10 protein-coding genes are annotated in these 12,746 nt (G+C 48.1%); 1 reads left to right on the forward strand and 9 read right to left on the reverse strand.

Translation table 11 applies throughout. The annotated features are described in order from the left end of the window. Positions 1–14 precede the first annotated feature (14 nt). The 9 genes from ACOTX3_RS15185 to ACOTX3_RS15225 all read right to left on the reverse strand — a co-directional run bounded on the left by ACOTX3_RS15185 (position 15) and on the right by ACOTX3_RS15225 (position 11,663). Complete coding sequence (locus ACOTX3_RS15185) at positions 15–296, reverse strand: acyl carrier protein (RefSeq protein ID WP_013095701.1); 282 nt, start codon at positions 294–296, stop codon at positions 15–17. 21 nt (positions 297–317) lie between these two features. Beyond that, on the reverse strand, positions 318–866 hold the full coding sequence (locus tag ACOTX3_RS15190; protein WP_013095700.1) for a 3-hydroxyacyl-ACP dehydratase FabZ family protein: 549 nt from the start codon (positions 864–866) through the stop codon (positions 318–320). A gap of 3 nt (positions 867–869) precedes the next feature. Continuing rightward, a complete protein-coding gene (locus tag ACOTX3_RS15195) occupies positions 870–1,625 on the reverse strand; it encodes an SDR family oxidoreductase (protein WP_045295521.1) in 756 nt (251 codons plus the stop codon). Between the two features lie 20 nt (positions 1,626–1,645). Beyond that, the gene (acpS, locus tag ACOTX3_RS15200; RefSeq protein WP_014830751.1) at positions 1,646–2,014 is read right to left on the reverse strand and encodes a holo-ACP synthase; all 369 of its coding nucleotides are present in this window, start codon (positions 2,012–2,014) and stop codon (positions 1,646–1,648) included. Positions 2,015–2,094: 80 nt separating this feature from the next. Continuing rightward, positions 2,095–3,408 carry a ShlB/FhaC/HecB family hemolysin secretion/activation protein gene (locus ACOTX3_RS15205; RefSeq protein ID WP_234355684.1) on the reverse strand — a complete coding sequence of 438 codons (1,314 nt, stop codon included), beginning with the start codon at positions 3,406–3,408 and terminating at the stop codon, positions 2,095–2,097. A 330-nt stretch (positions 3,409–3,738) separates the two neighbouring features. Further along, positions 3,739–7,611 (reverse strand): filamentous hemagglutinin N-terminal domain-containing protein, encoded by a 3,873-nt coding sequence (locus tag ACOTX3_RS15210; protein WP_127869204.1) that lies wholly within the window; start codon positions 7,609–7,611, stop codon positions 3,739–3,741. Positions 7,612–7,907: 296 nt separating this feature from the next. Next, entirely contained in the window at positions 7,908–10,055 is a 2,148-nt protein-coding gene (locus tag ACOTX3_RS15215) for a polysaccharide biosynthesis tyrosine autokinase (RefSeq protein WP_058678580.1), read from the reverse strand. Positions 10,056–10,072: 17 nt separating this feature from the next. Further along, positions 10,073–10,522 (reverse strand): protein tyrosine phosphatase, encoded by a 450-nt coding sequence (locus ACOTX3_RS15220; protein ID WP_058678581.1) that lies wholly within the window; start codon positions 10,520–10,522, stop codon positions 10,073–10,075. A gap of 1 nt (position 10,523) precedes the next feature. Continuing rightward, positions 10,524–11,663 carry a polysaccharide export protein gene (locus ACOTX3_RS15225; protein WP_072205093.1) on the reverse strand — a complete coding sequence of 380 codons (1,140 nt, stop codon included), beginning with the start codon at positions 11,661–11,663 and terminating at the stop codon, positions 10,524–10,526. Between the two features lie 364 nt (positions 11,664–12,027). On the opposite strand from ACOTX3_RS15225, the gene ACOTX3_RS15230 reads away from it, so the two are divergent. Continuing rightward, positions 12,028–12,723, forward strand: coding sequence for a helix-turn-helix transcriptional regulator (locus ACOTX3_RS15230; protein WP_048970362.1), 696 nt, complete (start codon positions 12,028–12,030; stop codon positions 12,721–12,723). Positions 12,724–12,746 lie beyond the last annotated feature (23 nt).

A 12,746-nucleotide genomic window follows, 5' to 3' on the forward strand; every position in this document is an offset into this window, starting at 1 on the left:
TTCGCAATGATAAATTAAGCTTTTTTCTTCTGGATGATAAACGTCGCCAGATTGTTGATACTTCTCATATAAGAAGGATCATCGCTTTCGCTCACTTTGATATCGAAAACTTTATCCAGCATGACCACGATTTCCGTTGCATCAACGGAGTCCAGTTTTAAACCATTACCAAACAGGGCGGTATCATCATCAATTTGAGACTCATCGCGCTGAATATTTAAACGCTGAATAATCTCAGTTTTAATTGTCATCAGCACGTCCTTGCGCTGGTCAATTTCGTTTTTCATTGTAGACATGGTTTTAACTCTCTCAGGGGTTTACTTTGTTTCGCGGAAATTAATAATGGTGCCATGGCTGATTAACCGCTTGCCGACGTTAGCCGTCACGGAATAATGCTTAAAGCCATGGGCATCAGAAAATGCCAGCTTGCTGGTCACTTCAATCGAATCACCTGGGTAGGCAATATCTTTAAATTTCAAATTCTGGGCCGCCAGAACACCGCGAACCTGCGCGCGGCGCGTGCGAATGATCTCCCGCATCTCGTCACGCTGAATGAGCGCATGAATATCGCGTAACGATTTCAGTTCCGTGCCGTATGTCTGGTTGTAGATATCGCAAATATCGGTGAGGAACGAGAGATACTCGCTGGCCTGACCAAAAATCTCAGAAATAATAACCCCAGGCATGATCGGATCGTCCGGGAAATGCCCGAGCAAATAGGGCTCGTTGTAGGTGATATGCTTCGTCACCTTCACAAAGCCATTTTCGCCATATTTGAAGTCATCAATTCTGTCGACCATCAGCAACGGCTGACGCCAGCCGCCCATTTCCAGAAAGATCTTCGAGGGGATAACGTATTTAGACATAAATCACCGCATCACCAGGCCGCCATCGATAACGATGGTTTGACCCACAATGTAGCTGGAGGCAGTGGAGCCCAGATAAACGACGGTATTGGCAACCTCGTCGCATTTACCCAGACGACGTAATGGAATAGATGCCGTTACGCCACGCACCACCGTGCGGGATACTTTTTTCACCATTTTGGATTCAATCATCCCCGGCGCGATGGCATTTACGCGCACGCCATACGGCGCCAGTTCAGCCGCCAGCGTGCGGGTGAATCCCAGGATTGCGCCCTTCGACGCGCTGTAGTTCGCCTGCCCGACGCTTGGGATAATGGCCGCAATGGAGGCCACATTGATGATGGCCGGGTTTTCTGCGGAGCGCAGCAGCATTAAGGCTTCTTTCGTCAGACGGAAAATGCTGAACAGGTTGGTGTCTACCACCTGGCTGAAGTCATCAAAGCTCATCGAGGCAAACAGGCTGTCTTTTACAATCCCGGCGTTGTTAACCAGCACATCAAGCTTGCCCGCTTCCTCGGTCAGGCGTGAACAGAGTGCAGTGACACTCTGCGCATCGGCGAGATCGCACTGAATGACAGTGAGCTTGCTTCCTGCCGGATGCGTTTCTTTCAGTTCCGTTAATTGCGTGGCATTGGATTTATACAGCGCATAAACATCGCAATTCTGGTCAAGAAATTTAGCGCAGATCGCCAGGCCAATATCACCACTGGCGCCGGTGACCAGAACCGTCTTTTCCTTAAGATCATTGTATTGATACATAATATTCACAATTAGTTAGGTTAATAAAGTATGACAACGGCTGTCGCATAGTGCTGACAATGCGAAATACTGAGCGAGGCATTCGCCATCTGCTTTTCAATAAGCAGCTCTTTGACTCGCCCAGAGAAAATCAGATGGGGACAACCCAGTTCGTCATGGTTTATTTCAATATCCTTAAAGGTGATGCCGTCGCGATATCCACAGCCAAGCGCCTTAACGACCGCCTCTTTTGCCGCCCAGAATCCTGATGCGCGCTCATAGTTAGGATCTTCCCGGTTAATTTTTATATTTTCTTGCGGGGTAAAGACGCGCTGTAAAAAATCGCTTTGCCAGTTTGTTATCGCTCGCTGTATGCGTGAAACTTCCACAATGTCCGTGCCGATACGCATTTATCGTGCTTCCCTTTCAAAGCTGATAAGAAAGATTCAGATTAAAATTAAATTTATTCACGTCCATGCCGCCAGGATATTTAACCGGCATGGAGACTGATGAATCGTACGCCAGGCTTTTCACATTCCCCTGAATACCCAGGGTGCTGCCGACGATAATCTCTTCGCCATAGACACTGTCCCGTCTTATATGACCGGCATCTACGCCAACGTAATAGTTTGCGTTCATTCCTCGCACCGGGCGATAAAAATGTATTTTGCAGGTAGTACCCGCTGTTCCCGGTCAGGCCAACGCTGTTTTCAAACCCGCGCACGCTCCAGCGATCGCCCATCGTCATTTGATCCTGCAGCGTCAGCTCACGCGGTGCGTATTGCGCCAAAAAAAAAGCGCTATAGGCGTTTTGAGAAAATTGTCGGGTATAGCGACTTTCCACATTCACCAGTTGACTGACGGGACTGACATTGCCATACACCATATCCGGCGTTTTTTCGGCGCCGAACCAGGTGACAAAACGCTGCCAGGATACCGTTGAATCCCAGTGTGCATTTGCCAGCTGCTGCGTGTAATTCACGCCAAACCTGACGTTATCCATGTCACGCTTCTGTAAGACAAGTTCCTCGCCATTAAGGGTATAACCGGCTTTTCGACGGATCAGCTCGGCATTCCCCGTCACCTTCCGGCTTTTATCCCGGTAGACCGTGCGCGTCGCCTTCACGCTGCCGTACTCACTCTTACCGGCGTAATCCACCGTGGTGTAATAGAGCGGTATCGCCTGACGCGACTTGCTGCTGCTATAAAACAGCGAATAGTTCCAGTAGCCTACCGGCAGGGCATAGTAACCACTTACACTCTGATACTGACCCGTTGTGCTCTTCGTTCCGGCGAGATAAAACAGATCGCTAAACCGGGCGATGTTATAGAGATAGCCCACCACAGAGGTCAGGTGTTCTCCTGTCGCTTTATCGCCCCAGTTGTTATAGCTCGCCCGCACGCTCCACTGTTTTTCCCGGTTGGTGCTGATGCGAATGGTGCTATACCCGTGCTTCGTACCCGGCTCGATATTGATCTTCACATCCACGCCGGGTTCTTGCTGCAGGTTTTCCAGACCCTGCTCGATATCGCGAATATTAAGGATGTCTTCTTTCGCAAACGGCAACATCCATGGATTAATATCATTATGCTCGACAATAATTTTTTCTATTTTCCCCGCATTGACGTCGAGCTTCAGCGTGCCAGACGAAATATTCTGCGAAGGGATCGTAATGCGGGTCGTGATGTAACCGGCATCGATATAAAAATCCTGTAACGCGGCGGCAATTTTCACCACACCGATGCTGCCCACGCAGCGCCCGACGATCTCTTTTTTTATCGCCTTTTCGGTTTTACGTTTCAAAAAATCATTATCAAGAACAAGTGCTTTAAGGGTAAAACAGTTTTTCTCCTCAGGTAATTTGTCCAGTCTAAATACTTTACGTTCGGTGCTGGAGAAAACATCCTGCCGATACACCTTGTGTTCTTTGAAAGTATTTAGATCTGCATTTTGCTGCTGTTTAATCAGGGCATTAATATCGTCAACTGCAAACGCTTGAGACGACATTACCAGCAATGACAGTAAAAATTTAAATCGCAGTTCCATTCACTTTCTCAGAAAAAAAGGCAGCAGGGTCTCGTACTGACTTTGCGCTATCAGACAATAGCTGCTGCCTTTTGTTACACCTTTAGATTACATACCAACAATCGTGCCGGTATTGGTCACTTTATTGGTAATCAGTTCCATACCGTATAAGCCACCAAATACTGCATCCTGACCGCTGTTTGTCACGTTATTCGCAGTGACACCCGCAACGCCATAAGTCAGCATATTGAGGTAGTTATAGATATTCCCTGCTGTTTTCACAGACAGCGTATAATCGCTCACAATATTACCGCGGTTGTTAATGTCGGCACCGGCATTAATCACGATATTCTGTGCAAGGATATTGCCGTTGGCATTATTGGTAACATGACGCTGAGTATCAATTTTCGCGCTGGCCACACCCACGATGTCTTTAAAGTTCTCAACACCGTTCAGGGCATTAATCGCCAGAGCGTTACCTGAAGAGATTGCATTGCGGTTAGTCAGTGCACCTTTCAGGATAGTGAAGTTCAGATCGCCTTTACCGCTGATCCAACCGTAGTTGGTGACGTTGTTATCAACCGTCAGATTGAGATTCTTATCTGACGCGATAACGCCGGTCGCCGTGTTGCTCTCCATGCTGCCATCGCTGTAGTTGTTCAGCGTACCTGCAGTGATATCCAGGTTGCCTGCACTGTAGGTGGTGGCATAGTTGTTATAGAACGTACCGGCCGCTTTGATGATGGCGTCAGCGCCGCTCACCAGCATAGCGCGGGTGTTGTCCAGCGTCCCTTTAGACAGCACGCTCAGCGCACCGTTATCAGCGATGATGCTACTGTTGTTGTTGTAGACGTTTTGACCGGAAACCGCGACACCTTCACGGCCAATCATGCCACCCACATCGCCCGTCACACCGAAGGTTTCGCCATGATTACGTACGAAGTTGTTACCGTCACGGTTTTCAACATTCCCTGCCGCGTTCACGGAGAGCTTTTTGTCTGCCACGATCATGGCAGTGTTGTTGTAAACCGCGCCTTTGGACTCGACGGTGACATTCTTACCGGCAATCAGACCGTTGTTGTTATCAACGGTATTGGCAGCCAGTGTGATATCACCCGTCTGAGAAAGGACGGAACCACGGTTACTGTCGAAATACCCCGTCAGCGCCAGATCGATATTGCCGTAAGCGGCAACCCGACCGTAGTCGTTGTTCAGACGGTTCGCTTTCAGCGCAATATCGCTACCGGACAGGAGCTGGCCGTAGTAGTTATCTACGGTGCCACCCGCATTGATAGTGATATCGCCAGTCTCAGAGCTGATTTCGCCGCGGCTGTTGCTCACATTCCCGGCCGCTGTCAGCGTGACATCACCCACCGCTTTGATTTTACGCGAGGCGTTATCAATGTTATTGGCACTTAAGGCAATGTCACCATAGCTGATCATATTCAGATCGTTATAGATATTGCCTTTAGCGCTCATCGCCAGGCTGCTGTCAGCCACGATATTGCCACGGTTGTTAATATCATAGACCGCAGAGATCGTGACCTTATCACCCACCATATTGCTGTTGGAGTTGTTGGTCACACCACGCTGGCTGTTCACCACCAGATGCTCGCCCGCGGCGATATCTTTCAGGTTTTCAACCCCGGTCTGTGCAGACACGGTCAGAGACTTCTCAGCGGAGAGCGTATTACGGTTAGTTAAAGAACCGTTCAGAATATTGAGAATGGCATCACCGAGGCTGCTGATCCAGCCATAGTTGGTGAAGCTGTTCTTCACATTCATGGTCAGTTTTTTATCTGCCGCGATAACGCCAGTCGCGTTGTTATCTTCCAGCGCACCGTTGCTGTAGTTGCTCACGCTGTTCGCATCAATCAGCAGGTCGCCCATGCTGTAGATGGTTGCGTAGTTGTTCGTCAGGGTGCTTCCCGCTTTGATGGAGGCATCCCCGCCGCTGACCAGCAACGAACGCGCGTTATCAATGCTGCCTCGTGCCTGCATTGTAAGCGGGCCATTTTCAGCAATGATGCGGCTTTCGCCGTTATAGATATAGTTCCCGGACAGCGAGACACCTTCTTTACCAACCATACCGCCGTTCTGCTGCGGCATGCCGAAGTAGGTACCAAACGTGGATCCGAAATCGATACCGTAACGGTTTTCGATGTTATCGCCTGCAGTGACGCTCAATACCTTACTGGCAACGATGAACGCGGTATTGTTGTTAACCCCTGCGTTGGCATTAATGGTGACGTTTTGTCCCATAATGAAGCCACCGCGGTTGTTCAGGGCATTCGATGCCAGGGCAACATCCCCTTCTTCAGAGCTGAAGACGCCGATGTAGTTGGTGATGTTTCCACCCACTGCGGCACTCACACCGGTACGACCCGCAACACCGCCGTTGTCGTTACGCATAGAAGCCGCTTTGGCAATAACCTTGCTGTTTGAGTTCAGTTTGCCCGAGTAGTTATCAATCGCGCCGGCACTTTCAAGGGAGATATCGCCATTTGACGCCATCTGCCCACCGTTGTTATTGATGCTGTTCGCGGCAATCTGCACGCCCTTCTCAGCGATAATGCCTAACGAGTCATTACTGGCCGTGTCGGCGGTTTTGGTCGCGCCGTTGTTAATCGTACCTTTCGCGGCAATCTTGGTGAAACCGCCCGCAGAACGGATCATGCCCCGGTTGTTATCGACGTTACCGCCGCTCACCACGTTCACATCGCCCAGGGAGTCGACTAAACCGCTGTTGTTGTTCACAGCAGCAGATTCAAGACCCACATACCCGCCCTTGATCTGGCCGTTGCTGTTATTCAGGATACCGGTTTTTAACGCCACGATACCGGCTTCAATACCGACAGTATTCCCTTTACCGTAGTTGGTTAAGGTGTTGCCGTTGGTATCCGCAGCCAGCATGCCTGCCGCCGCCATTTTGCCGTTGGTGTTATCAATGGCGCCGCTATTAACATAGAGGTCTCCCATTGTCGAAATGTTGCCTGAACGGCTGTTGTTGAGGCTGTTTTTATTGGTGTCCAGCGCGATGGTACCCACAGAGGTAATATCCCCGGTGACGTTGCTCAGTGCGCCGTTGGTTTTAATATTGATCTGACCAGAGGACTCAATGCGCGCAGTGTTGTTCAGCAACTGACCGTTAGCGTCAATATTTACGCCGTTGATGCCACCCGCAATAATGCCCTGGTTACGCACGCCGACCCCGCTTTCGGTGCTGACGAGGTTAATCTTATTGGCATACATACCGCCCAGCGCAGCAACGTCAATGCTGTTGGCATTACGCGTTCCGGCTGCGGTTACTGAACCGGTCACCTGACCTGCAGCGTTAACGTAGTTATTACCGGCGACAACGTTCAGCTCGTTAGCTGTGACTTTATCGGTCACGACAACATTGCGAGACAAAATTTCCGTCGGGCTGGCGTTATTCAGTTTACCCAGCGTAATGGTGCCACCGTTAACAGAATAACCGGCTAACTGATCGTTCTGAATATCCGGCGTACCGGTTGTCAGGGTCAGTTTACTGGTGTTAATGGCGCCGCCACCGTTAACGGTAATACCGTTCGGGTTAGCAATAATTAAATCGGCTTTATCGCCGGCCACTTCCATCATGCCGTTAATCGCAGAGGCATTTTTAGACGTGACTTCGTTCAGGATGACTTTCGCCGTCCCGGACGTCAGGTTGCTGTTCCCCTGAATCTTACCCGCCAGAACGGTATTTGATTCAGTCATGCTGTTATTGAAGATAAGGCCATTCTTATCAACGTTTAAGTTGTCATACACATTATGAGAAAGCCCCTTATCGTTGGCTTTATTAATGTTAATGACAGGCACATTCCCGGCAGTATAAACCACGCCGTTCTTGATGTTGATCTCTGCTGAGTGCGCAACAAATGGCAGAGCGAGTAGCACAGAAGCGGCAACAGGATGCCACTTCAACTCGAGTTGAAAGACTTTATTTTTATTACTATTCATTTAATCGACTCTTTATTTCGGAATTATTACATTTTTTCAAAATATAACATCACCACTCTAAATAACTACTTCACATCCGTTGATTACTGTTTATCCCCCCTTGTGGTTCCCTGATGGTTCATTAATTTAGATTTTAAGAGCATTCCTTGATATTAATTCTGGCATTTTTATCTGGAATTAGCATTCAGACTGCATAACATAAAGGGAACTTTTAACCAGGAACAAGTCCACAGGCATTAGGAATATTACACATTCCCGGCCTGTCAAGACTTATTCCTTATAAGAAGAGAGATGAATTACTCCTGATATGAGTAATCGCCATAGCTATAGGTGGCCGAAGCGCGTTTTTCAACGCCGTTGAATATGACCCCCTGGATGGCAATCCCGTTTTGATTGAATCGACGCAGCCCCGCTTCCACCTCCTGGACCGTGTTCTGTTCGAATCTGACGACCATCAGAGACGTTGAGGCAAATCGGCCAATAATCGCGGCATCCGTAACGCTCAGAATTGGCGGCGTATCGAGAAGAATGACATCGTATTGCGCTGAACAGGCGTCAACGAGTGTCTGGAATTTCTCCGTCATAAACAGCTCGGCGGGGTTATTGACCATTCTTCCCCGGCCAATGAAATCGACGCCCTGGTACTCTGTCTCTTCTATCACCTGGGACACCGCCGCATTCGCAGAGAGATAATCGGCAAGCCCGGCATGGCCTTCCGACTGCGAGAAGATGCTGTGCAAATATCCCCTTCTCAGATCGCAATCAATCAGCAGCACCCGTGAACCGGCCTGCGCCATCAGCACCGCAAGGTTTGAACTGACGAAGGATTTACCCACCCCCGGAGAGGTGCCTGAAATCATTAATATTTTATTTTCTGACTTCAGCATGGCGAAATGAAGGCTGGTCCGCAGCCCTCTTATCGCTTCGACCGCCAGCGAGGTTGGCGACGATTTCACTAACAGCTCATCAGACTGATAGGTGGTAATCGCCCGGCAGCGTCTGCTCTTTGTCAGTTCAGGTGCCAGCGGTACGACGGCGTGGACAGGGATGCCCCGTTTTTCCAGCTCCGCGGGTTGTTTGATCCCTTTAATTAACATGTTGCGTAGCAGAATCACACCGGATGCGAACAGGAAGCCCAACAGCGCCGACAGGATGACAATCAACGTTTTTTTCGGTTTAATCGGCTTATGCTGCGTGACGGCATTGTCAATAATGCGAACATTGCCCAGCGTGCTGGCCTTATTGATATTGAGTTCATGCTGCTTATTCAACAGCACCATATAGATATCATTTCCCATCTGCACATCACGGGTCATGCTCAAAATTTCTTGCTGAGTCCGCGGCATCGTACTGATACGTTGATTGAGCTTCTCTTTCTCTTCCTGCAGTACCGCACGTTTTTCTGAAAGCGCTTTATAAGCCGGATGCGAACGTTTATAGAGCTTTGAAATTTCGGCTTCTTTAAAGGTTAATTCATTCAGTTGGGTATCAATGGACACCACATTGTCTAAAATGAATTTCGCTTCAAGGGATAAATCCACCGACTCATTATTCTTTCTGAAATCATTGAGTTTCGTTTCTGCCGTCACCAGATTGTTTTTGATTTGCAGTAATTGTTCGTTCACAAAGGCCAGACTCTTGCTGGCCTCTTCTGACTTACGCTCAACGTCCTGGGCAAGGTAATTGTGGCTGATCGTTTCAAGGATTTTGCTGATCATGACCGGATCGGTGCCGGTCATGCTCAGATGCAGCATCCCATTGCCACCGGATTTTCCATCCACGACGATATTGTTTTTGATCTCATCAATTACCGAATATTCATTGAGCTTACGTAAAATGAACACGGTGTCCTGAGTCAGTTCGGCACGTTCAATCATAAAATCAATGCCGTGTGCGTGAAGAGGAACCCCCACTTTACCGTGCAAAACGGCCTCGCCGACCTGCAGGGTGTACTCACCCGCAGCTGTTATCGTCAGGATCAACGCTTCGTCCAGGAACTCCTCGGGGACAGTTAAGGTTGAAACCTCAATGTTACCCGTGGGTTTACCAAGCAGGCGCAGGAGCAGGCCATTCGCAAACGGATAGCGTTTTTCAGTCACGGAGATATCCAGCCCCAGATCGCGCACGGTTTTACCGATCACCATCCGCGATTTAATTAACGAAATTTCAGATTCTGAAGCGACCCCGGAACCTTCAGGCAGCATCGTAGAGAGTTTATTTAACAGCCCCGTAGATGCATTTCTCTCAACCTGAATTAACGCATCGCTTTTATAGACCGGCGCTAAGGTGTAAGCAATAACGATGCCTAAAGCGATAAACAGTAATGTCGTCGCCGCTATCCAGACCTTACTGTAATATAAGACTTTGAGGAGTTGAACGATGTCAATATCCTCCTGCCGCGGAACATTATCGGTTTGCGAATTGCTAATCTGTTTGTCAAACATGCTCTAATCAGCCCTGATTATTTAACCTGCTGGAAAACCTTGACCCATTCTTCGGCAGCGGAAAAAAGTTGTTGAAAAATAACACCTGAGATATCTCGACCCCGACGATAAGGATCAGGAATTTCCATTTGCTGGAGCCAATATCCGAATAAAAATGTCTTTCCCCGGGCTTCCATTGCCAGGCGGGTCACGGCTTCAATATGGTTTTGCTCCATGGCCAGAATCAAATCATATTCACGACACATCAGCGGTGTAAGTTGTTTGGCACAATGCCCCTCTAACGAAAGGCCATTCTCACATGCAGTGTTAACCATTACGGGATCTGCCGCTTCCCCCGTTAACGCAGCAATCCCGGCGGAATCCACGATCATATTGGGCAAGCGTGAACGCAAAATGCGTTCCCCCACCGGGGAACGACAAATATTGCCTGTGCAGACGACAAGAATGGACTGATACCTGCCATTCATATCAATTACTCCAGTTTCTGATGAAGCGCGTCGTTTCAGTCAGGCTGTAGACACCACTAATGGTTGGCATTAATTGATTAATGACTCTGTTCCAGCGCGCAATCGGTGCGGTCGTCACATACACAATATCGTACGGCTTGAGCCTGAATTCGGTGCCAAGCACCAGCGCCGTCGCATCCCTGGCATCAAGCTGATAAATATTTGCCTGTTTTCCCTTTGACGCATCCGGTTTGTTTTCCGAACGGATCACAAAAATACCGCTGGCATCACTGGTTAATTGATTCATGCCCTCCGCATTACCCAACGCTTCGGTCAGCGTCATGCCTGAGCGATCCATTTTCATGGTGGTTTGCTTCACAACATCGCCCATAACAAAGACTTTTAAATCATCATTACGCGGGATATACAGAATATCGCCGGAATAGAGCAGCCTGTTCTGCTGCAGATCGCCATACTGCATAAGCGCTTGCAGCGAGATAATTGATTTTTTTCCCCCCTGGGTTAAAACAGCATTCCCCCAGTCTGCGTTTTCAGTCAGCCCACCCGCCAGATTAACCGCATCAATGACGGTCAATGGAACGTTAGTGATGGGCTGCTGCCCGGACTGATTAACTTCACCAGAGACATACACTTTCTGAGAGCGAAACGCGGCAATCCCCACATCGACCTGTGGGGACTCAATGTATTTCGCCAGATGTTCGGTAATCAGCTCTCTGACTTCAGTGACCGTTTTATCCTTAACATGGATTTTCCCGATGTACGGATAAAAAATAGTGCCGTCTGAATGGACCCAGTTTCCCGTATCGCTGGCGCTACGATACTGGCCAGACGGGGTGGTAAGCTCAGGATGTTCCCACACCGTGACCATAATGATGTCCCCAACCCCAATACGGTACTCATACGCTTCGAGTCGTTTATTCAGCTCCGCATTGGCGTGGGCGACCACGACGTTTTCACGTAATTTCTCAATCAGCGCCGGCGTAACGGGGTAAACATTCACCTTTACGTCATTGATATTATCGGGGTCGGGCGTTTCGACAACCGTTTTTCCGTCGGTATCAATATGGCTTCCGGGGGTTATCTGACACCCTGCCAGTAAAAATAGCGTGGTAAAAATAAACAGAGCTGGCAATTTTCTCATACTTTTCTTTATGCCATTTCGGTGAAATGACATTTCCTTATAATTAATCAATCACCCATGGTGGTGCAGAGAGAATGAAGCGTGGCATTCCACAATTGATTAAATGATAAACCTTAAAAGTATGCATGTCCTGTAGACGTGGAGTAATCCTAACCCCTGACATCTCTTTCTTATCATTAATATAGAAAGCCGTCCAATCATCAGGCACGTAAACAATTCCCATTTATGCGAAGACTATTCTCACATATTAACCCTGAGACATCGTGTAAAATGAAAATATATACATACCGTATCATAAGATCGTTAGCATGCAAATCTCACACCAAAAAGAGGCGTGCAGAATACATTAACCAAAGGGATAAAAATGGATACGTCGCGGGTCATATTATCAAGATGTCATTTCAGCAACATCGGATTGCGCCATTTACTTTCCAATACGTTCAAAAAAGAAGAGATTCTCTCTTTTTATAATCAGCACCATTTTCATGACTGGGTAAAAGGTATGAAAAAAGAGAGTTTTTTTACCTTGTACCTGGTGCTTCCTGACTCTATTTATAGCAACATCATCTACTTTCAGTGGCTTATCTCACTAAAACAGAAAACAAACCTCCACGCCATTGAAGAGATCATCATCGCTTACCACTCGGATATCTTTCCGGAGCTTTTCGCCTGCATCTGCTCGCATTACAAACACCGACTCGTGAATATCAATAATCTGACCAATGATGAAATTGTCAGGAAAATGCATACCCAGCGTCACCCCAGCAAAAGCGGGATCGTCAAAAAACATATCGAACTGACGCACATGGAGTTCTGTGTCCTGAAGTTAATGATCTCAGGCTACACGATTGACGACATCAGTACCTTATATAACATCAAGCCAAAAACCACGTATACCTACAGCAACAGCATAATGAAACAGTTGGGGTTTAACTCTTTAAAGAAAATCTATTCCTGCGGCGAAATCATTAAATCCTCGATTGACCATGACATAATCAGAGAAAAGAAAAAGTACTACAGCATTGCCCACATTAAGATGTACGAACCACAAACTGCTTAATCCCTCACCGCCTCTAACACGTC

Origin of the sequence: Enterobacter cloacae complex sp. IR5384 (assembly GCF_049237265.1) — a bacterium.
GTDB classification, from domain to species: Bacteria; Pseudomonadota; Gammaproteobacteria; order Enterobacterales; family Enterobacteriaceae; genus Enterobacter; species Enterobacter cloacae.